Here is a 24,213-nt window from a genome sequence, read left to right on the forward strand (position 1 = left end):
GCCATGAACAAGATCATCGAACAGTTCGAATCCGAGCAGATCACCCGCCAGCTGCCGGACTTCGGCCCCGGCGACACCGTGGTGGTCAACGTCAAGGTGAAGGAAGGCAACCGCGAGCGCGTGCAGGCGTTCGAGGGCGTCGTCATCGCCAAGCGCAACCGCGGCCTGCATTCGGCCTTCACCGTGCGCAAGATCTCGCACGGCACCGGCGTGGAGCGCGTGTTCCAGGCGCACAGCCCGACCATCGAATCGGTCAGCGTGAAGCGCAAGGGCAAGGTGCGCGGCGCCAAGCTGTACTACCTGCGCAACCTCGAGGGCAAGGCCGCGCGCATCAAGGAAGACATCGCCGCCGCCGCGGCCGCGAAGGCGGCCTCGAAGGCCGCTGCCGCCGCCGAGTAATTCAGCCCAGGCAGGGCAGGGAAAAAGCCGCGGAGGGCAACCTCTGCGGCTTTTTGCTGCGCATCTGTCTGGATTCCGGCGGCGCAATACCGGCAATACCGGTGGATCGAGTCAGAGGCTGAGAAAAATTCGACCTCTCAGTTGACCAGCCGCTGCGGCTCCTGCAGGAAGTTGCCCTGCACGAAATCCACGCCGCAGGCGAACAGCAGCGACGTGCTGCTGGCGTCCTCCACCCATTCGGCCACGGTGACGCGATTCATCTCGCGTGCCTGGTGGCAGATTTCGGTGATCTTCTTCTGGTTTTCCGGGTGCTGCGGCAGCTGCGCCATGTAGGAGCGGTCGATCTTCAGGTAGTCCGCGTCCACGTGGGTGAGCAACTGGAACGAGTTGAGGCCCGAGCCGAACTGTTCCAGCGCGAAGCGACCGCCGAGCTTCTTCCAGCCGGTGACGAATTCCCGCGCGGGGCGCAGCAGCGTCACCACCTTGCTCTCGGTCATTTCCAGCACGATCTGGCCGTTCTTCAGGCCGGCCTTGCGGACCAGCTCGCCGAGCCAGGGCAGCAGCGAGGCATCCTGGATCGAGTCGGCGGTGAGCTTGACGAAAAACGTGGTGTGGATGCCCTGGCCGTCGCGCGCGCGCAGGATCTCGATCGCCTTGTTCAGCACCCAGCGGTCGATCGCCACGCTCAGGCCGTGCTGCTCGGCGATCGGCATGAAGAAGCCCGGCAGTACCTCGCCCTGCGGGCCGTTCATGCGCAGCAGGATTTCCGAATACTCACCCTCGGCATCCTGCAGGCTGATGGTGTGCTGGTGGTACAGCACGAAACCGTCGTTGGCCAGCGCCTGCTGCAGCAGCTGCAGCCAGTAGCGCTCGCGCTCGGCGTCGGCCTTCTCACGCGCCGCCGGGTCGTGCACCTCGACGCGACCGCCACCCTGGCTGAGCGCGTTGCGCAGCGCCTGGTTGGCCTGGTTGAGCAACAGCTCCGCGTTGGCGTTCTTCTCGCCAAGCAGGGCGCCGCCGACACTTGCGGACACAGTGATGGACCGGTGGCCAAGGTCGAAGATCTCCCTCGCGATGCGCTGCTGCAGGCCGGTGATCCAGGCTTTCACCGCTTCGTCGTTGCGCTCGCGCAGCACCACGCCGATGGTGTGCTCCGCCAGCAGGCCGGCCACGTCGTCCGCACCCAGGTCGTTGCCGAGCCGGTGGGCGAAGGCGGCCAGCAGTTCGTCGGCCTTGCCCATGCCGATGCTGTCGATCAGCCCGTTCCAGTTGTCCGGCTCCACCAGCAGCAGACTCTGGCCCTTGGTGCCCTTGGCCGCGGCACTGACCGCGTCGTCGATGAATTCCAGCATGCGGGCGCGGTTGTACAGGCCGGTGACCGGGTCGCGCTGCAGCTGTTCGACCAGTTGCGGATCGATCTGCTGGCGGCGGAACACGATCTGCAGGCACGGCTCGCCCTCGAACGTGGCGTGGGCGAACTCGACCGTGGCCTGGAAGGTGGAGCCGTCCGCACGGCGCGCCTGCAGCTCGATGTGCTGCGCGGCCTTCTCTTTGCGCGCATGGCTGCGCAGCAGGTTCTTGAACTCCTCCGCGTCGTTGCTGCTGATGAGATCGAGCACCGGCAGGCAGAGCAGGTCGTCGTAATCCTCGTAGCCGAAGGTGTCCAGGTAAGCCTTGTTGGCGCGCACGTGCATGCCGTCGTGGACGAAGGCGATCGGATCGGTGGACGAATCCAGCAGCGCGTCGGCGCGGCGCTCGGATTCGCGCAGGGCCGCCTCCAGCAGGCGCACCTGGCGGCGCGTCTGCAGCGCTTCGTGCTCGCGCTGCAGCACGGTGAGCAACTGCTTGGGCTGGCTGCGGATGGCGATGCCGCGCACGCCGGCATTGAACAGGTCGGCAGCGATCTGGTTGTCCATTTGCGCCACCAGCGCCACCAGCGCCAGGTCGCGACCGTGCGCTTCGAGCTGCTGCGACACCTCGCGCACCGGCATCCTTGCCGGGGCCGGGTCGTACAGCACGATGTCCGGTCCCAGCTCGTCCAGCGCGGCCTGGATCTCCTCGGCGCTGGTCGCCCGCGCGGGCCGCACGGCGATGCCGCCGTTGCGCAGCAGGCTGATGATCTGTTCGGCGTCCTCCACCGGAGTCTCGACGAACAGGATCTTGATGACGGAATCTTTTTTCATGGACACATCAGACGACGGGTGGAGCGCCGGCCGCCGCGTCGAGGGGCACGCGCAGGACGGGACATAGGCAAGGTTTGTAGCGGATTCCGACACGGCCCGCCAGCGACGGCGTTCGCGATCACAGCGGCCGCTTGGACCCCTCGCCGGCCACTTCGCGTACCAGTCGCGGCACCAGATAGCCGGGGAGCCGCGTGCGCATGGCCTCCACCAGTGCCAGCGCGCGTCCGTCGTCCACCTCGAAATGGGCGGCGCCCTGGACGCGGTCGAGCTGGTGCAGGTAGTAGGGCAGCACGTTTGCGGCAAACAGCCGCTCGGACAGCGCCACCAGCGCATGCTCCTCGTCGTTGACGCCCTTGAGCAGCACCGACTGGTTCAGCAGCGTGGCGCCCGCCTCGCGCAGGCGGGCGCAGGCGGCCTCCACCGCGGCGTCGAATTCGTTGGCGTGGTTGGCGTGCAGCACCACCACCTTCTGCAGCGGCAGGGCGGTCAGCCAGGCGAGGAAGGCATCGTCGATGCGCTCCGGCAGTACCACCGGCAGGCGCGTGTGGATGCGCAGGCGGGTGACGTGCGGGAGCTCGGCCAGCCCACGGCTGAGCTCTTCCAGCTTGGCGGTTGCCAGCGACAGGGGATCGCCGCCGGAGAGGATCAGCTCGGTGATGCCGGGATCGCTGCGCAGATGAGCCAGCGCCCGCCGCCATTGCCCGGCGGCGGCCATCTCCTCGCCGTAGGGGAAGTGCCGGCGGAAGCAGTAGCGGCAGTTCACCGCGCAACTGCCGCTGGCGATCAGCAAGGCGCGACCGTGGTACTTGTGCAGCAGGCCCTGCGTCTCGCGCGCGGCCAAGTCGCCTACCGCGTCCAGCGCAAAGCCGTCGATCTGTTCCAGTTCGGCCAGCTGGGGCAGCACCTGCAGCAGCAGGGGATCGCGCGCATCGCCGGGGTGCATGCGCGCCACGAAGCCCCGGGGCACGCGCAGCGCAAAACCGGCATCGCCCGGCGGCAACTGTTGCGCAAGCTGCGGCAAGCCCAGCAGCGCCAGCAGCTCGGCCGGATCGGTGACGGCCTCGCGCCAGAGCTGGCGCCAGTCGGGGGCGGGCGGCGATAGGCGGGCGCTGGGGCTTGCGGTTATCATGGCGGACCCTGAAACGGGCCAATCAGCCCGGCAAAGCCCTCATTTTAGCCGCCCCGCGGGGTGGAATTACCTCTGGAGCAGATAGCGCATGGCGACCCTTGGCCTCAATGACGTCAAAACGGGCAAGAAGATCCTCCACAACGGTGATCCGTGGATCATCACCGAGGCGGACTTCATCAAGCCGGGCAAGGGCCAGGCGTTCACCCGCATCCGCATCCGCAACCTCAAGGACGGCCGCACCACCGAGCAGACGCTGAAGTCCAGCGACTCGTTCGAGGAGGCCGACGCCGTCGACACCGACATGCAGCTTTCCTTCATCGACGGCGTCGGCAACGACCGCGTGTGGCACTTCATGAACATGGAGACGTTCGAGACGCTCCCCGCCACGCTGGCCGCGATGGGCGATGCCTGGAAGTGGCTCAAGGGCGAGGAGGAGTGCGTGGTGACCCTGTTCAACGGTGCGATCATCGCGGTGCAGCCGCCGAAGTTCGTCGAGCTGAAGATCGTCGAGACCGACCCGGGCGTGCGCGGCGATACCTCCGGCGGTGGCGGCAAGCCGGCCACGCTGGAGACCGGCGCGGTGGTGCGCGTGCCGCTGTTCGTCAACCAGGACGAGATCATCAAGGTCGATACCCGTACCGGTGAGTACGACAGCCGCGTCGGCAAGTGATGCACCGGCGAAGACGCGGGCAACGCCCGCGTCTTCGCCGGCTCGTCGTCCCGGCGAACGTCGGGATCCTGAAGCCAGGAAGCCAAGGGGCGGGCGCCGCAAGGTACCGCCCCTTGTCGTATTCGCATCGAACGCGGCGGCCACGATGGCCGTCCGCGTACCGGACACAGTGAGGTGAAGATGAGTCCCATGCCGCCGAAGTCGGTCGATCTGGTCATCGAGGCACGTTGGGTCGTGCCGGTGGAGCCCCACGCCGTGGTGCTGGAGCAGCACGCCGTGGTGGTCGACGCCGACCGCATCGTGGCCCTGCTGCCGATCGCCGAGGCGCGCGCCGCCTACGCGCCGCGCGAGCGGGTCGAACTGGGCGAGCACGCGCTGATCCCCGGCCTGATCAACAGCCACACGCACAACCCGATGACCCTGCTGCGCGGACTGGCCGACGACCTGCCGCTGATGACTTGGCTGCAGGAGCACATCTGGCCGGCCGAGGCGAAGGTGATCGGGCCGGAATTCGTGCGCGACGGCGTCGAGCTGGCGGTGGCCGAGATGCTGCGTGGCGGCACCACCTGCGCCAACGAGAACTACTTCTTCCCCGACGCGATCGGCGCCACCTATCGCAAGCTCGGCTTCCGCGCCGTGGTCGGCCTGCCGGTGATCGAGTTCCCCACCGCGTGGGCGAAGACCCAGGACGAATATTTCGAGCGCGCCGCCGAGGTGCACGACAGCTTCCTCGGCGACGCACTGGTCGGCACCGCGTTCGCGCCGCATGCGCCGTACACGGTGTCCGACGCCAGCTTCGAGCGCATCCGCATGCTGGCCGACCAGCTCGACATCCCGGTCCACTTGCACCTGCACGAGACCGCGCACGAGGTGGACGAGGAAAAGGGCAAGAGCGGCCTGCGCCCGTTCCAGCGGCTGCAGAAGCTGGGCCTGGTCAACGACCGCCTGATCGCCGTGCACATGACCCATGTCACCGACGCCGAGATCGCCGCCTGCGCCGAGGCCGGCGTGTCGGTGGTGCACTGCCCGGAGTCGAACCTCAAGCTGGCCTCCGGCTTCTGCCCGGCGGAGAAGTTCCGCCGGGCCGGCGTCAACCTCGCCGTGGCCACCGACGGCTGCGCCTCCAACAACGATCTGGACATGTTCGGCGAGATGCGCACCGCGGCGATCCTGGCCAAGGCGGTGGCGCAGGACGCGGCCGCGTTCGATGCGGCTTCCGCCCTGCGCGCCGGCACACTCAACGCGGCCCGCGCGATGGGTCTGGAAGACCGGGTCGGCTCGATCGAGGTCGGCAAGCAGGCCGACCTGGCCGCGGTGCGCCTGAGCGATCTGGAGACCCAGCCGCTGTTCCACGTGGCCTCGCAGCTGATCTACGCCACCGGGCGCCACCAGGTCACCGACGTGTGGATCGCCGGCCGTCGCAAGCTGGCGGCGCGCCAGCTGGTGGACATGGACGTGGAGGCGATCCTGGCCCGCACGCGGCAGTGGCGTGAACGGATTGCCGCGGCATGAACACGCGGCCCGTGTTCCTCGTCATTCTGATGCGCCGTCCGGTGGTGGACCCGGCGGCCGTCGAGGCGCATCGCGCCTTCCTCGACGCCCTGCGCGCCGAGGGCGTGCTGGAGCGCTCCGGGCCCTTCGCCGACAAGCGCGGCGGCGCGTATCTGATCCACGCCGACGACCTTGCTGCGGCCCAGGCGATCGTGGCGCGCGATCCGGCCAGCACCAGCGGCGGCTGGGACGTCACCATCCATGAATGGCAGGCGCTCTGAGCGCAGGCCGGGAGTTCCGATCATGCAGACCTCGCACGCCAACGTCAGTCCCGAGGAAATCGCCCGCTTCGACAAGCTGGCCGCCCGCTGGTGGGATCCGGACGGCGAGTCGCGCCCGTTGCACGATCTCAATCCGGTGCGTGCGCAGTACGTGGCCGAGCGCGTCGCGCTCAAGGGTGCGAAGGTGGCCGACGTCGGCTGCGGCGGCGGCCTGCTCAGCGAGGCGCTGGCGCGCGACGGTGCGCAGGTCACCGGCATCGACCTGGGCGAGAAGGTGATCGAGATCGCCAGGCTGCACCTGTACGAATCGAAGCTCGCCGTGGACTACCGCGTGCAGTCCTCCAGCGAGCTGGCGGCCGCCGAGCCGGCCGGCTTCGATGCGGTGTGCTGCATGGAGATGATCGAGCACGTGCCCGATCCCGAGGCGCTGGTGCAGGACCTGGCGGTGATGCTCAGGCCGGGCGCGCGGTTGTTCATGTCCACCCTCAACCGCACGCCGGCGGCGTTCGGCGCGGCGATCCTGGGCGCCGAATACCTGATGCGCCTGCTGCCGCGCGGCACCCATCACTACGCGCAGTTCCTCAAGCCGTCCGAGTTGGCGCGCCTGCTGCGCCATGCCGGACTGGAGCTGGAGGACGTCTCGGGCCTGGCCTACAACCCGCTCACCCGCAAGGCGTGGCTGAGCCGCATCACCGCGGTCAACTACGTGCTGTGCGCGCGCAAGCCGGCATGAAGCCGCGACCCACCCGCATCGAAGGCGTGCTGTTCGACCTCGACGGCACCCTGCTCGACAGCGCGCCCGACCTCTACGCCGCGCTGGTGCGCCAGTGCGCGGAAGAGGGCGTTGCCGTGCCGGATTACGCGATGGTGCGCGAAGTGGTCTCGCGCGGCTCGCGGGCGATCCTGCGCTGTGCCTTCGCCGATCGCGGCGAGCCGGCGATCGAGGCGCTGGTGCCGCGCTATCTCGATTTGTACGAACAGCTGCCGGCACAGGAGACGCACGCCTTCGCCGGCGTCGAAGCGCTGCTCGCGCAGCTGGAGGCGCGTGGCATCCGCTGGGGCGTGGTCACCAACAAGCCGGGCTTTCTCACCGATACGCTGCTCGCGCGCATCGGCTGGGATGCACGCGCGGCCGCCGTGGTGTCCGGCGACACCCTGCCGGTGAAGAAGCCCGATCCGGCGCCGGTGCTGCTCGCCTGCGAGCGCGCCGGCATCGCCCCGGCGCGCAGCGTGTTCGTGGGCGACGACCGGCGCGACGTGATCGCCGGCGCCACCGCCGGCCTGTACACCGTGGCCGTGCGCTGGGGCTATCTCGATGGCGGCAACCCGGACGACTGGCAGGCCGATTGCGTGATCGATCATCCCGACCAGCTCGCGGCGTGGTTCGCGACCGAGGTGTCGGCATGAGCGACACCGGCCACGGCGCGCTGCAGAGTTACGTCGACAAGTGGCTGGCGGTGCAACCGCAGCAGCGCGTGGCGCTGGCCTTCGTCGATCCGCGCGAGCACGCCGGCCACATCGCGCTGGCGGCGCTGGAACAGGAACTGCTCGGCGCCGCCTACGGCATCCGCGAGCCGCAGGTGGCCGCGGTCAAGTTGAACTGGTGGGCGGAAGAGCTGGCCGGCGCCGCGCACAGCGGCGGTCGTCATCCGTTGACCCAGGTGCTGTTCGACGACGAGCGCGCCCACGCGCTGCCGGCCGAATACTGGCTGGCGCCGGTGCGCGCCGCCATCACCCAATTGGAAGACGGTACGCCGGCGGATTTCGCCGCGCAACTGGCCGCGGCGCAGCCGTTGCACGGCGCGCTGGCGGCGCTGGAGACGGCGTGGTGGTTCGGCGCGCAGGCGTCGCCGGAGCGCGCCGCGCGCGTCGCGGTGCTGGCGCATCTGCTGCATGCGCTGCGCCGCCTGCACGACGACGCCGAGCGCGATCGCCTGCCGCTGCCGATGGCGCGGCTGGCCCGTTTTGGCCTGGCGCGATCCGCCCTGCGCACGCGCAGCGAGGCGCGCGACCGGGCGATTCGCGCGCAATTGGCCGATCTGGCCGCGGCGTGGGACGAGGCGTCGCGCCTACCCGGGCCGCTGGGCGTGTTCCGTGCCCTGGAGGCGCGTCAGGATGCGCGCCTGGTGCGTGTGGCGCAGCGGGCGGACGATCCGCTGCGCGCGCTGCAACGGGGTCTGGACGGTGGCAGCTTCGGCAACACGCTTGCCGCCTGGCACGCGGCACGCCGCTGGCGCCGGGCCACGGGCTGAGAGGCTGAGAAAAAATCGCCCGCCTACTGCGACCGCCTGTTGTGCTGACAGGCACTGCCCCAAAATAAACGCTTCGAGGCGAAACCCTCGCACGATCGCTCCAGGACACGCCCATGCACAGCCACGAGAACACCGCCCGCCTGATGCCCGATGTCGCCCATCAGGCCCAGCCGCACCTGGCCGGCGCGCTCGACTGGGTCGGCATGGACGGCATCGAGGTGCCGGTACGCTTCGATGCCGGCGATGGTGACGTGCAACGCGCCAGTGCCCAGGTCGGCGCCTTCGTCAACCTCACCCGGCCGGACCAGCGCGGCATCCACATGTCGCGTTTGTATCTGCTGGTGGACGAGCACCTGGGCAAGCGCACGCTCGATGCGGCGATGCTCGAAGGCCTGTTGAAGGCGTTCCTGGAGTCGCACAAGGATCTGGCCGACCGCGCACGCATCAGCATCCGCTTCGACCAGCTGGTGCGCCGTGCCGCCCTGCGCAGCGCCAACAGCGGCTGGCGCGCCTATCCGGTGTCGATCGAGGCAAGCCTGGGTGCCGACGGTTTCCGCATGGAGCTGGGCACCGAGGTGGTCTATTCGTCCACCTGTCCGGCCTCGGCCGCGCTGTCGCGGCAGCTGATCCAGGAACAGTTCGCCAAGGACTTCGCCGAAGGCGCCGCGCTGGATCGCGCCGCCGTGCTGGCCTGGCTGGGCAGCGAGCAGGGCATCGTCGCCACGCCGCATGCGCAGCGCAGCGTGGCGCGCCTGCTGGTGCGCTTCGAAAGTCAGGCGCCGCTGAACCTGATCGGTCTACTGGACCGCGTCGAGCAGGCGCTGGGCACGCCGGTACAGACGGCGGTGAAGCGCGAGGACGAGCAGGCCTTCGCGCTGGCCAACGGCGGCAACCTGATGTTCTGCGAGGACGCCGCCCGGCGCATCCAGCGCGCGCTGGACGCCGACGCCACGATCGCCGACTTCCACGTGCGGCTGGAGCATCAGGAAAGCCTGCACCCGCACGACGCCGTGGCCTATGCCAGCAAGGGCGTGCCGGGCGGTTTCGGCAACGGCGACTGCACCTGAGCGATCACCTCGCTCAGACCGCTGCGTCGAGCCACACCAGCAGCGTGATGGCGGCAAACAGCAGCAGCGTGAGCACGCTCGCAACCACATAGTTCCACGGATCGCCCAGCCGCCGTGCGCGCATGTGTATGCGCGCATGTACAGGTAGATCGGCGCACCCGCGGCGCCGAACAGGATCATCCACCAGTTATCCGTTGGACAGCGTGCGGCCGGCGTGCCTGGGGGTTTGCCTGGCATGGATCGTCAGCCCGATGCAGTCCAGCAGGGCGATCAGGCCGGCACCGACGACAGCACCAGAAGCCTCCGCCATGCGCCGCGCGGATTGGCCTTTTCGGGTCAGCCGATCAAGGATCACCTGGGGGCTCCGCGTGCGAGTGGATGTCGTGATCCCCGCAGCGACGAAAAACCACGCGCTCGGGCACGGGATCCTCACCGCCGCTGCACAGCGGCTGGCAGCGGGCCAGCCGCCACAGCGTCAGCGCGCCGCCGCGCAGCGGACCGAAGCGCGCCACGGCAATGCGTGCATAATCGGAACAACTGGGGTAGAAGCGACAGTGCTGCCCCAGCAAGGGGCTGAGCCAGCGTTTGTACAAGCGGAGCAGAAGCAGCAGGAATCGGGTCAAGACGGTTCACGCGGCCGAGACGGCTGGCGGTTGGTAGTGCGCCAGTATTCCAGAAAGTGCGCTTGCTGGTGCAAGGCACATGGGCTATAACACCCGGCCGCCACGGCCAAAACGGTGAAGGGAAATGGCGAAAACCACGCGTAGCTCGACCGCCGGCAAGGCGCAGAAGAACAAGCCTGCGGCCCCGGCAAAATCCTCCAGGCCCGGGAAGGCGAAACCCGCTGTGGCCGCCTCGCGCGGCGCCAGCAAGGCGGTCGGGCCCACACCGAAGAAAGCCGCGGCCTCCACCAAGCCTGCTGCCAAGAAAACGGCGCAGAAGGCGCCCGTGAAGGCCGCGCCGGTGAAGAAGCCGGTCGCCAGGAAGGCGGTCGTGAAGAAGCCCGTCGCCAAGAAGAGCGCGCCGGTGAAGAAGCCCGCGGTCAAGAAGGCTGCGGCCAAGAAGGCTGCGGCGAAGAAGCCGCTCGTTGCCAGGAAGGCGCCGGCCGGGAAAGTTGCCAAACCCGTCGCCGTGAAGAAGGCACCGGCCAAGGTCGTCGCCAAGAAGGCGGCACCCGTCAAGCCGGCTCCGGTGAAAAAGGCTGCAGCGAAACCCGCTGCGGCGAAACCCGCGCCGGCTCCGGTGGCGGCCAGGCCTGCACCCGCCGCCAGGCCCGTCACGACGGGCCCGGCCCCCGCGCCGGCCGCTCCCGTCCAGGGCAAGGTCGCCAGCGCCACGGCGCTGGCGACTCCGCGCGTGGCCACGGCCACCGCCAGCCATACTCTCCCCAAGAAACAGAAGTCCCAGTCGTCCTCAATGAATAAAGCTGCTGCAATTTCCGACAATGGCGTGACGAAGGAAGACGGGCGCTACGCGCTCCCGGCGACCACCACGATCGAACTGCCCAAGGGTTACCGCCCCTCCGCCGACGAGGAGTACATGAGCCCGCGGCAGCTGGCGTACTTCCGCAACAAGCTCCGCGACTGGCGCGAGCAGCTGGTGGAGGAATCGCGCCAGACCATGGAAAACCTGCGCGACGAAGTGCGCGACGTGGGCGACGAGGCCGAGCGCGCCACGCGCGAGACCGAGAACTCGCTCGAACTGCGCACCCGCGACCGCTACCGCAAGCTGATCTCCAAGATCGACAAGGCGCTGCGCCGGATCGAGGAAGGTCGCTACGGCTATTGCGAGGAGACCGACGAGGAGATCGGCGTGGACCGTCTCGACGCCCGCCCGATCGCCACGCTCTCACTCGACGCCCAGGAGCGCCGCGAGCACCTGCAGAAGCAGATGGGCGACTAGTCTACCAGCCTGTCGGACTTTGCCCGGCCGACCGAGCAAAGCCCGACAGGCTGCTAGGCAAACCGGGGCAATGCCGCGATAGTGGCCGGATCGATTCGTGATCGCCCAGGGGTTGCCTATGTCCGGTGGAGTGTCCTTGCGTGTGGCCGTCGCCGCCGCGTTGCTGGTGGTGGCTTGCGGTGCCGCGGCGCAGAGCGTGCCGGCCAGGCGCGCGCCGCCGCCGATCGGCATCAACGACAGCGTGCGCCCCGCGCTGCCGCCGGAGCTGGCCGACTTCGCCGCCTATGTGGACAGCGCCCGCAGCACCTTCGGCGTGCCCGGCATCGCCGTGGCCATCGTCAAGGACGGCCAGGTGGTGATGGAGCGGGGCTTCGGCGACAGGTCGCTGGACCCCAAGCAGCCGGTGGACGCACACACGCTGTTCGCGATCGCCTCCAACACCAAGGCGTTCACCGCCGCGGCGCTGCAGCAGCTGGACGAGGCCGGCAAGCTGAAGATGGACGACCGGGTGATCGACCATCTGCCGTGGTTCCGCATGTCTGATCCGTACGTCACCCACGAGATGCGCCTCCGCGACCTGCTCGCCCACCGCAGTGGCCTGTCGCTGGGCGCCGGTGACCTGCTTTACTGGCCACCCACCTCGTACAGCACCAGGGAAGTGGTCGAGCGCCTGAAGCACGTGCCGATCAAGAACGGCTTCCGCAGCGGCTACGCCTACGACAACATCCTGTTCGCGGTCGCCACGCTGGTGATCGAGCAGGCCTCGGGCCAGAGCTACGCCGACTACGTGCGCACGCACCTGTTCGCGCCGGTGGGGATGGACGAGTCGCTGATCGACAAGAACGACATCAGGCCCGGCATGGACGTGGCCACCGGCTACGCCAAGGAAAACTTCAAGGACCTCAGGCCGGTGCCGCCGATGGCGTGGAGCAACGATCCCGGCGCCGGCGGCATCTACGCCAGCGTGCACGACCTGGCCAAGTGGATGAACGTGCAACTGGCCGGCGGCGCGCTGCCGCAGAAGGGTGCCGACGGCAAGCCGAAGCGCATCTTCAGCGAAGACAGCCAGCGCCAGATGTGGACCATGCTCACGCCGATCACCGTGGGCAAGCCGCCGATCCCAGAACTGGCGCCGATCATGCCGAACTTCTACGGCTACGGCGAAAGCTGGTTCCTGTCCGACTACCGCGGCCATCGCCTCGCGTGGCACACCGGCGGCTGGCCGGGCTTCGTCTCGCGCGTGACGCTGGTGCCGGATGAGCATCTGGGCGTGGTGGTGCTGACCAACGCCGAGTCCGGCGCCGCGTTCAACGCGGTGACCTACCGCGTGCTCGACGCCTACCTGCATCCGGGCCAGAAGACCGACTGGGTGGCGGTGTACGACAAGCTGGTGAAGAAGGGCGAGGCCAACGCCGACGACAGCTGGGCCAAGCATCTGAAGGCGCGCGCCAGGAACGCCACGCCCGACCTGCCGCAGGCCCGCTACGCCGGCACCTTCCGCGATCCGTGGTACGGCGACGTGGTGGTGTCGAACGAGGGCGGCAGGCTGCGCATGCGCTTCAGCAAGACCCGGCAACTGATCGGCACCATGACGCCGTGGCAGCACAGCAGCTTCGTGGTGAAGTGGGACGACCGCACGCTCAATGCCGACGCCTTCGCCACCTACACGCTGGATGCCGACGGCAGGATCACCGAACTGCGCATGCAGCCGATCTCGCCGCTGACCGACTTCAGCTTCGACTTCCAGGACCTGCGGCTGAAGCCGATCGCGCCGGCCGCCGCACATTGAGAGGCTGAGAAAAAATCGCCCACCTACTGCGACCGTCGCCAAACGCCCGTGCCGGCGGCGCCCAACGCACCTTGTCACGAACGCTTGGCGGCGCTCTCGCTACGGCGGTCGAATTTTTCTCAGCCTCTGAGCGCCACCACCATCACGCCTGCCTTCGGGGAATCCGCCATGCGTCATCGTCTCAATGCCTTCGCTGCTGCGGCGCTCGTCGCCGGCATGCTCGGCATCGTCCACGCCGCCGATGCGCTGCCCGCGCACCGCTTCTTCCACGTCACGCTGGGGGCGGCGTCGAGCCAGCCCACCTCGGGTCGGCTGCTGCTGTTCGCCACCGGGGCGGAGGCGGCCAAGACCGAGGCGTTCAAGGCCTCGGCCGGCAAGGACGGCACGGTGCGCGAGGTCGATGCCAGCCCGCTCTCGCCCGCCAGCACCAGCGTCGCGGCGATGGACGTGCCGCACTGGACACCCGGCCAGACGCTGGACATCGATGCCGACCAAGTCGCGTTCCCTGCCGGCTATTCGCAGCTGCCCGAGGGCGACTACTACGTGCAGGCCGTGCTCGACGTGAACCACGACTACAACTACGCCGGCCGCGGCGCGGGCGACTTGGTGAGTGACGTGGTGAAGGTGCACCTTCCCAGCGCCTCGATCCCCAGCCTGTCACTGGTCAAGGCATTGTCCGCACGCGATCCGTGGCAGCTTCCCGACTCGGCCCCGGCCGAGCGCAGGCAACTGATCGCCACCGCGCGCCAGCATGCCCACGACATCGACTTCACCAGCGCCGCGCTCAGCGCGTTCTGGGGACGCCCGATGCTGATGAAGGGCCGCGTGCTGACGCCGCCCGGCTACGACCCGAAGGGCGCCAGGCGCTATCCGACCGTCTATTACACGCAGGGCTACGGCGGCAACAACGATCGCGTGATCGGCACGCTCGCCTACGTGTGGGACGCGATGGCCAGGGGCGAGATGCCGCCGATGATCTGGGTGTTCCTGGACGAATCCAGCCCTACCGGCACGCACGAGTTCGCCGACTCGGTGAACAACGGCCCGTGGGGCCGGGCGCTCACCACCGAGCTGATCCCGTCGCTGGAAAAGCAGTACCGCATGGACGGCAAGGCCAGCGGCCGCTTCCTCAACGGCCACTCCTCCGGCGGCTGGGCCACGCTGTGGCTGCAGACGCGCTACCCGGGCGTGTTCGGCGGCACTTGGTCCACCTCGCCCGATCCGAGCGACTTCCACGACTTCACCGGCATCGACCTGTACGCGCCGCACGCCAACGTCTATCGCCGCGCCGATGGTTCGGCCTATCCGCTGGTGCGCAACAAGGGCAAGGTGATCGGCACGTTCCAGCAGTTCGCGCAGATGGAGCGCGTGCTCGGCCCCTACGGCGGCCAGCTTGCCTCGTTCGAGTGGGTGTTCTCCCCACGCGGCAAGGACGGCCGCCCGCTGCCGATGTTCGATCGCGACACCGGTGACGTCGATCCGGCCGTGATCGACTACTGGCGCGACCACTACGACATCGCCCATCGCCTGCAGCAGCAGTGGCCGATGCTGAAGAAGCAACTTGACGGCAAGATCCACCTCTACGTGGGTACCGCCGACACGTTCTACCTCGACGGCGCCGCGCACCGGCTCAAGGCCGTGCTGGACGATCTGGGCGCCAAGACCGACTTCCGCTTCATCCCCGGCCGCACCCACTTCGACCTCTACGCCGTCGGCATGGACCGCCAGGGCCTGCTCAAGGAAATCGCCTGGTCGATGTACGCCGTGGCGCGCCCGGCTTCCTCGCTCAAGCGCACGGCGCCCTGATCTCCGTTGCACGGCAAGCTCACGCTTGCTCCCTCTCCCCTGAGCTTGCTCGGGAGAGAGGGAGCTGCGGTATCCGCGACATCCTCCGCGGCTCCACGCTTGAGCCCTCTCCCCCGAGCCGGCTCGGGAGGGAGCAAAGCCTCGGCGTCCACTGGGAGTATCGTCGGTCAGCCGCAATGGGCGGTCCACGTACGGAAAGTGTCATGTCGACCAAACGCATCCTTGCGCTCGCTGCGGCGGGCCTGTGCCTGTGGGGCGCGCTGATCGCACCGGCCTTCGCGGCTGGACCTGCCGCCAAGCCGGCGACGGAGTGGATCTATCCGCTGATTCCCGGGTTCGGCGCCGTGCACCCGCGGCCGGACCTGCCCGGACAGCCCGATCCCAAGGTCGACTACAAGGTGTTCGTCGATGTGGTCAGCGGCAACCCGGACCGCGCCAAGCCGCTCGCATCGCTCGATCGCCTGGCGCGGCTGGTCAACCTGATGGCCTACGCCAAGGTGCCGGCCAGCCATGTCCACATCGTGGCGCTGATCGAGCGCCAGGCGACCCCGGCGGTGTTCGGCAACGCGGTGTATCGCCGGCACTTCAAGGTGGACAACCCCAACCTGGAGATCCTCCATGCGCTCAAGGCCGCCGGCGTGCACCTGGTGGTGTGCAGCCAGACACTGGCCGGCATGGGCATGGCCGACAGCGAGGTGTCGCCGGATGTCACGGTGACGCTGTCCGCGCTCACCGATGCGGTGGTCTACGGCCAGCGCGGCTACAGCTACATCAGCTGTAGGCACCCGCACGGACGTCTGGACGGCCATTCGATCATTGGACGCCATGCCTTCGGACGGGCGCGCGCCGCCAAGTGCAGTAATCTTGGCGGCCCGACCTCCGATCACAGGCCGTATCCGCCCATGCAGCAGCTCGCCTCCCTCATCGACGACGCCTTCGAGCGCCGCGCCTCGCTCGTGCAGAGCGAGATCGAAACCCACCTGCGCCCGGCCATCGCTCAGGTGCTGGACCTGCTGGAGAGCGGCGAGCTGCGCGTCGCCGCGCCGGACGGCCAGGGCGGCTGGACCGTCAACCAGTGGGTGAAGAAGGCGGTGCTCTTGTACTTCCGCATCAACGACAACCGCGTGGTGGACGGCGGCCCGGCCGGCGCCTTCGACAAGGTGCCGCTGCGCTTTGCCCACGGCGACGACGCCTCGCTGCAGCAGCTCGGCGCGCGCGTGGTGCCCGGCGCGCTGGTGCGCCGCGGCGCGCACATCGCCCGGGACGTGGTGCTGATGCCCAGCTATGTGAACATCGGCGCGCACGTCGGCAGCGGCAGCATGGTCGATACCTGGGCCACGGTCGGCTCGTGCGCGCAGATCGGCGCGCGCGTGCATCTCTCGGGCGGCGTCGGCATTGGCGGCGTGCTGGAGCCGCTGCAGGCCAACCCCACCATCATCGAGGACGACTGCTTCATCGGTGCGCGCTCGGAAGTGGTCGAGGGCGTGGTGGTGGAGAAGGGCAGCGTGATCGGCATGGGCGTGTTCCTCGGCCAGAGCACCCGCATCTACAACCGCGCCACCGGTGAAGTCAGCTACGGACGCATCCCGGCGGGCTCCGTGGTCGTATCCGGCAGCCTGCCTGCCAAAGACGGATCGCACAGCCTCTACGCCGCGGTGATCGTCAAGCAGGTGGACGAGAAGACCCGGTCCAAGACCGGCATCAACGACCTGCTGCGGAGCTTCGAATGAGCGTCGAACTGTACGGCCTGGCCAAGTGCGGCACCTGCGACAAGGCGCGCGCCTGGCTGGATGCGCACAAGGTCAGGCACAGCTTCACCGATTACCGCGACGAGCCGATCGCCCCGGCCACGCTGAAGGCGTGGGCGAAGGAGCTGACCTGGGAGAAGCTGGTCAACCGCGCCAGCTACACCTGGCGCGAGCTGAGCGAGCCGCAGAAGGCGGCCTCCACGGATGCCGAGTGGCTCGCCCTGATCAAGGAATACCCCGCGCTGGTGAAGCGTCCGGTGGTGGTGAAGGATGGCGCGGTGAGCGTCGGTTTCACCGAGAAGAAGTTCACGGAGCTGTTCGGTGGCTGAAGCGGCCGTGCTCCATGGCCTGGCCGGCACCGAGGCGTGCCGCAGGGCCTGCGCGTGGCTGGTCCGCTGCGGCCACGCCTACCGGTTCGTCGACACCCGGCGCGAACGACCCGCGCCCGAGGCGCTGAAGGCCTGGGCGCAGGCCGCCGGCGGCTGGGACGCGCTGGTCGACCGCAGCGGCCGCGCCTGGAAGAACCTGCTGCCGCAGCGGCGCAATCCCGAGAGCGATCCGGAATGGATGCTGCTGATCCGCGAGCATCCCGGCGTGCTGCGCCAGCCGCTGGCGGTGCTGCCTGACGGTACGCTGCTGGTGGGTTTCACCGGCGGGCAATACGAAAAGCGATTCGGCAAGGGCAGGGCCACCGCATGAGCGACGTCTTCGACCTCACCTGCGAGCTGATCCGCCGCCGTTCGGTCACGCCCGACGACGCCGGCTGCCAGGAGACCATTGCCGACCGCCTGACGCGCGCGGGCTTCACCGTGCGCCACCTGCGCTTCGGCGAGGTCGACAACCTGTGGGCCACGCACGGCGCGGGCGGCCCCACGCTGGCCTTCCTCGGCCACACCGACGTGGTGCCGACCGGGCCGGTGGAGGCGTGGCGCTTCGATCCGTTCGAGCCGACCGTGGTCGACGGCGTGCTGTACGGCCGCGGCGCGGCGGACATGAAGGGCTCGGTGGCCGCGATGGTGGTGGCGCTGGAGGCCTTCGTCGCCGCGCATCCCGGGCACGCCGGCCGCGTCGGCCTGCTGCTCACCAGTGACGAGGAAGGCCCGACCAACCTCGACGGCGTGCGCAGGGTGGCCGAGCAATTTCGCGCCGAGGGCGAGCGCATCGACTGGTGCGTGGTCGGCGAGCCGTCGTCGAAGGCGCGCCTGGGCGACCTGATCCGCGTCGGGCGGCGCGGTTCGCTCAGCGGCACGCTCAGCGTGCGCGGCGTGCAGGGTCACGTGGCCTATCCGGAGAAGGCGAGGAATCCGATCCACGCCTTCGCCCCCGCACTGGCCGAGCTTGCCGCCGAGCGCTGGGACGAGGGCGACGCGGACTTCCCGCCGACGTCGTTCCAGGTCTCCAACCTCAACGCCGGCACCGGTGCCGGCAACGTGATTCCCGGCACGCTCACCGCGCTGTTCAACTTCCGCTACAGCACCGCCAGCACGGCCGATCAGCTCAAGGCCCGCACCGAGGCGATCCTCGATCGCCACGGGCTCGACTACGCGCTCGAGTGGAATCTCTCCGGCGAGCCGTTCCTTACCCCGCCGGGCGGACGCCTGCGCGAGGTGGTGGTGGCCGTGTGCCGCGAACTGGCCGGCGAGGTGCCGGAGCAGAGCACCGGCGGCGGTACGTCGGACGGCCGCTTCGTCGCGCTGCTGGGCGCCGAGGTGGTGGAGCTGGGCCCGGTCAACGCCACCATCCACCAGGTGGACGAGTGCGTGGCGGTGGCCGACCTGGTGCGCCTGCCGACGTTCTATGCAGCGATCTGCGGGCGCCTGCTCGGCAGCATCGCCGGCTGATCCCGGTGGCCGCGGCCGTGCGGCTTGCTTCGGCCGCGGTTTTTTGAAACTGTGCCTCGGTCGAGGCGATGGACGAACCAACGGATGCTGTCGAAGGGGCTCGCCTTCCTGCTGCTGGGCTGGTGTGGCGTTTCCGTGGTTCTCGCGGAGAACGGGCCGATGGCGCCCGCCGCGACCGCCTCCGCCGCCCCGGCTTCGGCCGCGGCCGTGCCCACGCACATCCGCGTGGTGACGGACAACAACTACCCGCCGTTCCTGTTCATCGATGCCGACGGCCAGCCGCGTGGCATGGAAGTGGACCGCTGGCGGCTGTTCGAGCAGCGCACGGGGATCCAGGTCGACCTGGTGCCGATGCAGTGGGTCGATGCCCAGCGCGAGCTGCTGGGTGGCCGGGCGGACGTGGTCGACATGATCTTCCGCACGCCGGAGCGCGAGGCGCTCTACGACTTTTCCGCGCCCTACGCCACGTTGCCGGTGGGCATCTACGTCGATCGACGCATCCTCGGCGTGCGTGACGTGGCCTCGCTGCGCGGCTTTCCGGTCGCCGTGCAGCGCGGCGACGCCTGCGTGGAGAAGCTGCGTTCATTGGGAGTGTCCAACCTGCAGTTGTTCGCCGACTACAACGAACTTCTGCAGGCGGCCAGGCAAAGGGACAGCCGGATTTTCTGCATGGACGAGTATCCGGCCAACTTCTATCTCTACCGCAACGACGCGTTGTCCCAGTTCCACGAGGCCTTTCCGCTTTACACCGGCCAATTCCGTTTTGCCGTGCGCAAGGGGAATGCGGCGATGCTCTCGCTGGTGGAGCGGGGCATGGCCGAGATCACGCCGGCCGAGCTTGCGGCCATGCGCGCGCGCTGGCTCGGAAAGCCGTCGGTGCTGCGGCAGTACCTGACGCCGATCGTGATCGGCGTCGTGCTCGCTCTCGCTGCGCTGGCCTTGCTGGGCTTCCGGGTCTGGGTGCTGCGGAGTGCCGTCGCGCGTCGAACCCGGGAGCTGTTCGCGGGCAGGCGCCGGTTGCGCGCGGTGTTCGACGCCAGTCCCGACGCCATGTGGGTGAGCGGCGGCAACGGGAAGCTGCTGGAGCGCAACGAGCGGGCGGAGAGTGCATTGGGCCTGGGCCGCAAGGGCTTGCCGGGCCGGACTGCGCGTGATCTGTCCGCGGCGGATTTCGCGGATCGGCTCGAAGCCCTGGACCGGCAGATCCTGGCGACCGGGCAGCCCTGTGCCGCAGTCCTGCCGCTTGAGGCGGACGATGGCACGCAGCGGCAGTACGAGGTGATCAAGGTACCGATGCCCGACCCCGACGGGAAGGCAACCGGCGTGCTGAGCGTGGCGCGCGACATCACCGAGCGCCTGCGGGTGGAGGGCGAACTGCGCCTCGCGGCGGTGGCCTTCCAGACGCAGGAGGCCCTGATGGTGACCAGTGCCACGGGCGTGATCCAGCGGGTCAACGAGGCATTCGGCGCGCTTACCGGTTATGCGCCGCAGGAAGTGCTGGGCAAGACCCCCGCACTGCTGGGTACGCCACGCCACGATCACGATCACGAGCACGAGCACTACTACCGGCAGTTGTGGGAGCAGGTGCGCGCCGAAGGCTTCTGGCAAGGCGAGCAGTGGGTGACCACCAGGGCCGGTGTGCCCAAGGTGGTGCGTACGACGATCTCGTCGGTGAGGGACGGCGGCGGGCAGGTCAGCCACCACGTCTGCACCATGACCGACCTGACCGGCGAGCGGGAGGCCCATGCACGGGCCGAGCGGATGACTTTCTTCGATCCGCTGACCGATCTGCCCAACCGACATTATCTCCATGGCCAAATCCAGCACCTGCTGGACGGGGGCAGGGGCGGCGTCCTGCTGACGATCGATCTGGATCATTTCAAGCGCGTCAACGACCTGCGCGGCCACATGGCCGGCGATCGCCTGCTGTGGCTGGTGGCGATGCGCCTGCGTCCGCTGCTGGACGAGCATGGCGTATTGAGCCGCTTCAGCGGCGATACCTTCGCCCTGCTGGCCGCGTGCCCGCCAAGCGAACCGGGCGACCCTATGGCCCAGGCGATGGCCGTCGCCGAACGCGTGCATGCTGCCTTGCGCCCGCCGTTCGAGCTGGACGACGAGGCCAGGGTAACGATGACCTGCAGCATCGGCGTGGCCGAGGTGGTGCCGGGGCAGGGTACGGCGGCATCGGTGTTCAAGCAGGCGGAGATGGCGATGTACGCCGCCAAGCGTGCCGGACGCGACCGGAGCATGCGCTTCGCGCCGGCGATGATGGCCGACGTAGAGCGCAACGAGGTCATCGCCGAAGCGCTGCATCAGGCGATCGCGACCGATGCGCTGGAACTGCACCTGCAACTGCAGGTGGATCGATCCGGACGCGCGACCGGCGCCGAGGCGCTGGTGCGCTGGCAGCGCCCCGATGGCGAGAGCGTCTCACCCGCCGTGTTCATTCCCATTGCCGAGGAGCGCGGGCAGATCCTGGCCCTGGGGCGATGGATGCTGCGGCGCGCCTGCCTGCTGCTGGTGGCCTGGGCCGGCGCGGCCCGAACCTGCGACCTCGTGCTGGCGGTGAACGTGAGCGCGCACCAGTTCGCCCACCCGGACTTCGTCGACAGCGTGCTGACGGTGCTGGCCGAGACGGGCGCGAACCCGGCGCGGCTGGAGCTGGAGATCACCGAGACGGCCCTGGTCTCCGACCTGGCATCGGTGGCATCCACGCTGGCCAGCCTGCGTCGTCTCGGCGTGCGCGTGTCGCTGGACGATTTCGGTACCGGCTACTCGTCGCTGGCCTATCTGTCGCGCCTGCCGCTGGACCAGCTGAAGATCGACCAGTCCTTCGTCAGCCGCCTGCCCGAGGTGACCGGTGACGCGACCGTGGCGCAGACCATCATTGCCATGGGACACGGGCTCGGCCTGCAGGTGATTGCCGAGGGGGTGGAAACCGAGGCGCAGCGGTCGTTCCTGATGGAGCACGGTTGCGATGCGTTCCAGGGCTACCTGCTCGGTCGGCCGATGCCGCCGGCGCAGTTCGAGTCGCTGCTGGCCGGGCTGCAGCCCGGCTGACCGGTCGAGAAAAAATCGCCCGCCTACCGCGACCGTCGCCAAACGCCCGTGCCGGCGGCGCGCTGCGGGCAAATCGGGGTCTCGCCAAACTCCACGGATTCGCCCCCCACGCACCTTGCCACGAACGCTTGGCGGCGCGCTCGCTGTGGTGGTCGATTTTTTCCCGGCCTCTGGGCGCGATCAGCCGGCCAGCGTTCCAGCGTGGCGACCAGCGCGTCCTGCGCCAGCTCCTCGGCGTCGATGAAGCGCTGCGACAAGAAATCGGCGACGGATCTGTGGGCAGGGCTTCGGCCCGACGCTTTTCATGACGAGGGTGTTGCGGCCGAGGCGATTCCCACATGGGTCCTGGTTTTTCCCATCCTCTGTGGGAGCGACTTCCGTCGCGACGGCCGGCGGGTGGGCCTTACCAGATCTTCACGCGCTGCGCCGGATCGAGATACATCGTCTGGCCCGGCTTCACGTCGAACGCCTGGTACCAGTCGTCCAGGTTGCGCACGGTTTCGGCGCGGAACTGCGCCGGGGCGTGCACGTCGGTGGCCGCGCGCACGCGGGCCGCGGCATCGCGGATCTTCGAGCGCCAGGTCTGGCCGAAGGCGATGAAGAAGCGCTGGTCGCCGGTGAGGCCGTCGATCACCGGCGCCGGCTTGCCGCCCAGCGAGGCGTGGTAGGCGGCCAGCGCGGCGGTGAGGCCCGACACGTCGGCGATGTTCTCGCCCAGCGTCTGCTGGCCGTTGACGTGCAGGCCCGGCAGGATCTCGTAGCCGTCGTACTGCTTGACCAGCTTCTGGCCGGCAGCCTCGAAGTGCCTGAGGTCGTCCGGCGTCCACCAGTTGGCCAGCTTGCCCTGCGCGTCGAAGTCGGCGCCGGTGTTGTCGAAGCTGTGGCTGATCTCGTGGCCGATCACCGCGCCGATCGAGCCGTAGTTGGCGGCCGGGTCGGCCTTCGGGTCGAAGAACGGCGCCTCGAGGATCGCCGCCGGGAAGTTCAGCGCATTCTGCAGCGGCAGGTTCACCGCGTTCACCGTCTGCGGCGTCATCCACCACTCGCCGCGATCCACCGGCTGGCCGATCTTGGCCTTCTGGTGGGCGTACTCGGCCGCTTCGGCGCGCAGATGGTTGCCCAGCGCGTCGTCCGGCTTGATCTGCAGCGCGCTGTAGTCGCGCCAGGTGTCGGGATAGCCCACGCTGACCCGCAGCGTCCTGATCTTCTCCTTGGCCTTGGCCTTGGTCGCCGGGGTCATCCAGGCCAGCGTGTCGATGCGCTGGTCGAAGGCGTTGACGATGTTCTTCACCATCGTCTCCACCTCGGCCCTGGACGAGGCGGGGAAGTAGTCCTTCACGTAGATTTGGCCGACGGCATCGCCCAGGTCGGTGCTGGTGGCGTCGATCGCGTCCTTGGCGCGCGGACGCTGCTGCGGGATGCCCTGCAGGTCGTGGCCGAAGAAGCCGAAGGCGAGGTCGGCGTAGGCCTTGGGCAGCAGCGTGGCATTGCGGGTGAGGGTGTGGAAGCGCAGCAGGGTCTTCCATGCCGACAGCGGTTCGCTGCCGACCAGCTTCGCCAGGCCGGCGATGGCCTGCGGCTGCCACACGTCGATGGCTTGCACGCCGTCCAGCCCGGCCGCCTTGAAGTAGGCCGGCCAGTCCAGCCCCGGCGCCTTCTTCGCGAAGTCGGCCATCGACCAGAGGTTGTTGGCCTTGTGCACGTCCTGACTGTCGACCAGGCTGGTCTGCGCCTTGGCGATCCTGGTTTCCAGCGCAAGGATGGTGTTGGCCTCGGCCTGCGCGTCCTTGTCGCCGGCCAGCTTCAGCAGGGCCACCACGTAGGCGTGGTACTGGTCGCGAATGGCCTTGGTCGCCGCGTCGTCGGACAGGTAGTAGTCGCGGCTGGGCAGCGCCAGGCCGCCCTGCAGCAGGTAGGCGATGTTCTGCGAGGGGTCTTCCAGGCCCTGGGTCACGAACAGGCCGAACAGGTGGTCGGTGTGGAAGTTGGTGGCGTTGATCGGGTCGACGTCGGCGCGCAGGCGGCTGCCGAGCACGCGGGCCAGGTCGGCGCGTGACTTGATGTCGCCGATCGCGGTGAGCTCGGGCTTCAGCGGGGCGAGTCCGGCCTGCTCGATCGCGTCGGTATCCATGTAGGCGGCGTAGTAGTCGGCGATCTTGCGCGCGTTGGAGCCGGGCGCCGGGTTGCCTTCGCCGGCTTTCTGGATCAGTTCGGCGGTGCGCTTCTGCGCCTTTTCGTACAGCGCCAGGAAGGCGCCGGTGCTGGAGCGGTCGTCGGGAATCGGGGTGTTCTTCAGCCAGGTGCCGTTGGTGTACTGGAAGAAGCCGTCGCCGGCGGGCCTGGAGGTATCCATGCCGGCCAGGTCGATGCCCGATGGCGTGGCGGCCGCGGTCGCGTTCGGTGCGGCGGCCGTGCTGGCGGGAGCCGGCGTCTTGTCGGCAGAGGTGTCCGAATGGCCGCAGGCGGCGAGGGCGGTGCAGACAGCGGCGGCAAGCATCCAGCGGGCAGAGGTCATCGGTGGCTCCGGGGTGGGAAAGTCACCCACCTTAGCGCTGCCCGGTGCGGTGTGCAGCATGACCGACCAAAGTCCGACAG

At 68.9% G+C, this 24,213-nt stretch carries 22 protein-coding genes and 1 pseudogene; 17 read left to right on the plus strand and 6 right to left on the minus strand.

Annotation, left to right across the window (positions count from 1 at the left end):
* Nucleotides 1–3 precede the first annotated feature (3 nt).
* Nucleotides 4–399 (plus strand): 50S ribosomal protein L19, encoded by a 396-nt coding sequence (gene rplS, locus ACO2Q2_RS01550; protein ID WP_404631244.1) that lies wholly within the window; start codon nt 4–6, stop codon nt 397–399.
* 137 nt (nt 400–536) lie between these two features.
* On the opposite strand, the gene ACO2Q2_RS01555 is transcribed toward rplS, so the two are convergent.
* Nucleotides 537–2,582 (minus strand): EAL domain-containing protein, encoded by a 2,046-nt coding sequence (locus ACO2Q2_RS01555; RefSeq protein WP_423254013.1) that lies wholly within the window; start codon nt 2,580–2,582, stop codon nt 537–539.
* Nucleotides 2,583–2,700: 118 nt separating this feature from the next.
* Nucleotides 2,701–3,711 (minus strand): EF-P beta-lysylation protein EpmB, encoded by a 1,011-nt coding sequence (epmB, locus tag ACO2Q2_RS01560; RefSeq protein ID WP_423254014.1) that lies wholly within the window; start codon nt 3,709–3,711, stop codon nt 2,701–2,703.
* Nucleotides 3,712–3,799: 88 nt separating this feature from the next.
* On the opposite strand from epmB, the gene efp reads away from it, so the two are divergent.
* The 7 genes from efp (at nt 3,800) to folE2 (ending at nt 9,472) form a co-directional block, all read left to right on the plus strand.
* Nucleotides 3,800–4,381 (plus strand): elongation factor P, encoded by a 582-nt coding sequence (gene efp, locus ACO2Q2_RS01565; protein WP_423254015.1) that lies wholly within the window; start codon nt 3,800–3,802, stop codon nt 4,379–4,381.
* Between the two features lie 180 nt (nt 4,382–4,561).
* On the plus strand, nt 4,562–5,893 hold the full coding sequence (locus ACO2Q2_RS01570) for a TRZ/ATZ family hydrolase (RefSeq protein ID WP_423254016.1): 1,332 nt from the start codon (nt 4,562–4,564) through the stop codon (nt 5,891–5,893).
* Entirely contained in the window at nt 5,890–6,153 is a 264-nt protein-coding gene (locus ACO2Q2_RS01575) for a YciI family protein (protein WP_423254017.1), read from the plus strand. The genes ACO2Q2_RS01570 and ACO2Q2_RS01575 overlap by 4 nt, the downstream gene beginning before the upstream one ends.
* Before the next feature lie 22 nt (nt 6,154–6,175).
* The gene (ubiG, locus tag ACO2Q2_RS01580; RefSeq protein WP_423254018.1) at nt 6,176–6,886 is read left to right on the plus strand and encodes a bifunctional 2-polyprenyl-6-hydroxyphenol methylase/3-demethylubiquinol 3-O-methyltransferase UbiG; all 711 of its coding nucleotides are present in this window, start codon (nt 6,176–6,178) and stop codon (nt 6,884–6,886) included.
* The gene (gene gph / locus ACO2Q2_RS01585) at nt 6,883–7,560 is read left to right on the plus strand and encodes a phosphoglycolate phosphatase (protein ID WP_423254019.1); all 678 of its coding nucleotides are present in this window, start codon (nt 6,883–6,885) and stop codon (nt 7,558–7,560) included. Before ubiG ends, gph begins: the two co-directional genes overlap by 4 nt.
* Nucleotides 7,557–8,405, plus strand: coding sequence for a squalene/phytoene synthase family protein (locus ACO2Q2_RS01590; protein ID WP_423254020.1), 849 nt, complete (start codon nt 7,557–7,559; stop codon nt 8,403–8,405). The genes gph and ACO2Q2_RS01590 overlap by 4 nt, the downstream gene beginning before the upstream one ends.
* A 113-nt stretch (nt 8,406–8,518) precedes the next feature.
* On the plus strand, nt 8,519–9,472 hold the full coding sequence (gene folE2, locus ACO2Q2_RS01595; protein WP_423254021.1) for a GTP cyclohydrolase FolE2: 954 nt from the start codon (nt 8,519–8,521) through the stop codon (nt 9,470–9,472).
* 13 nt (nt 9,473–9,485) lie between these two features.
* Here the strand turns inward: folE2 and ACO2Q2_RS01600 are convergent, their stop codons facing one another.
* The 3 genes from ACO2Q2_RS01600 to yidD are packed head-to-tail and all read right to left on the minus strand — an operon-like array spanning nt 9,486 to nt 10,095.
* Nucleotides 9,486–9,656 carry a hypothetical protein gene (locus ACO2Q2_RS01600; protein ID WP_423254022.1) on the minus strand — a complete coding sequence of 57 codons (171 nt, stop codon included), beginning with the start codon at nt 9,654–9,656 and terminating at the stop codon, nt 9,486–9,488.
* A 3-nt stretch (nt 9,657–9,659) separates the two neighbouring features.
* Nucleotides 9,660–9,782 carry a hypothetical protein gene (locus ACO2Q2_RS01605; RefSeq protein WP_423254023.1) on the minus strand — a complete coding sequence of 41 codons (123 nt, stop codon included), beginning with the start codon at nt 9,780–9,782 and terminating at the stop codon, nt 9,660–9,662.
* Between the two features lie 34 nt (nt 9,783–9,816).
* The gene (yidD, locus tag ACO2Q2_RS01610) at nt 9,817–10,095 is read right to left on the minus strand and encodes a membrane protein insertion efficiency factor YidD (protein ID WP_423254024.1); all 279 of its coding nucleotides are present in this window, start codon (nt 10,093–10,095) and stop codon (nt 9,817–9,819) included.
* A gap of 124 nt (nt 10,096–10,219) precedes the next feature.
* On the opposite strand from yidD, the gene dksA reads away from it, so the two are divergent.
* The 9 genes and pseudogenes from dksA (at nt 10,220) to ACO2Q2_RS01655 (ending at nt 21,618) form a co-directional block, all read left to right on the plus strand.
* The gene (dksA, locus tag ACO2Q2_RS01615) at nt 10,220–11,374 is read left to right on the plus strand and encodes an RNA polymerase-binding protein DksA (protein WP_423254025.1); all 1,155 of its coding nucleotides are present in this window, start codon (nt 10,220–10,222) and stop codon (nt 11,372–11,374) included.
* Between the two features lie 118 nt (nt 11,375–11,492).
* Nucleotides 11,493–13,163 (plus strand): serine hydrolase, encoded by a 1,671-nt coding sequence (locus tag ACO2Q2_RS01620; protein WP_423254026.1) that lies wholly within the window; start codon nt 11,493–11,495, stop codon nt 13,161–13,163.
* A gap of 168 nt (nt 13,164–13,331) precedes the next feature.
* Nucleotides 13,332–14,969, plus strand: a complete 1,638-nt coding sequence (locus ACO2Q2_RS01625) for an alpha/beta hydrolase (RefSeq protein ID WP_423254027.1) — start codon at nt 13,332–13,334, stop codon at nt 14,967–14,969.
* Between the two features lie 482 nt (nt 14,970–15,451).
* Nucleotides 15,452–15,733 (plus strand): annotated as a pseudogene (locus ACO2Q2_RS01630) (DsrE family protein); the annotation flags it as partial.
* Between the two features lie 138 nt (nt 15,734–15,871).
* On the plus strand, nt 15,872–16,699 hold the full coding sequence (dapD, locus tag ACO2Q2_RS01635; RefSeq protein ID WP_423254236.1) for a 2,3,4,5-tetrahydropyridine-2,6-dicarboxylate N-succinyltransferase: 828 nt from the start codon (nt 15,872–15,874) through the stop codon (nt 16,697–16,699).
* Entirely contained in the window at nt 16,696–17,046 is a 351-nt protein-coding gene (locus tag ACO2Q2_RS01640; RefSeq protein ID WP_423254028.1) for a Spx/MgsR family RNA polymerase-binding regulatory protein, read from the plus strand. Before dapD ends, ACO2Q2_RS01640 begins: the two co-directional genes overlap by 4 nt.
* Nucleotides 17,039–17,416, plus strand: a complete 378-nt coding sequence (locus ACO2Q2_RS01645; RefSeq protein WP_423254029.1) for an ArsC/Spx/MgsR family protein — start codon at nt 17,039–17,041, stop codon at nt 17,414–17,416. Before ACO2Q2_RS01640 ends, ACO2Q2_RS01645 begins: the two co-directional genes overlap by 8 nt.
* The gene (gene dapE / locus ACO2Q2_RS01650) at nt 17,413–18,558 is read left to right on the plus strand and encodes a succinyl-diaminopimelate desuccinylase (protein ID WP_423254030.1); all 1,146 of its coding nucleotides are present in this window, start codon (nt 17,413–17,415) and stop codon (nt 18,556–18,558) included. Before ACO2Q2_RS01645 ends, dapE begins: the two co-directional genes overlap by 4 nt.
* 84 nt (nt 18,559–18,642) lie before the next feature.
* Nucleotides 18,643–21,618, plus strand: a complete 2,976-nt coding sequence (locus tag ACO2Q2_RS01655; RefSeq protein WP_423254031.1) for an EAL domain-containing protein — start codon at nt 18,643–18,645, stop codon at nt 21,616–21,618.
* A gap of 403 nt (nt 21,619–22,021) precedes the next feature.
* Here the strand turns inward: ACO2Q2_RS01655 and ACO2Q2_RS01660 are convergent, their stop codons facing one another.
* Nucleotides 22,022–24,133 carry a M13 family metallopeptidase gene (locus ACO2Q2_RS01660; RefSeq protein WP_423254033.1) on the minus strand — a complete coding sequence of 704 codons (2,112 nt, stop codon included), beginning with the start codon at nt 24,131–24,133 and terminating at the stop codon, nt 22,022–22,024.
* Nucleotides 24,134–24,213: the final 80 nt, after the last annotated feature.

The organism is Dyella sp. KRB-257, from assembly GCF_049445995.1.
In the GTDB taxonomy this organism is placed as follows: domain Bacteria; phylum Pseudomonadota; class Gammaproteobacteria; order Xanthomonadales; family Rhodanobacteraceae; genus Dyella_A.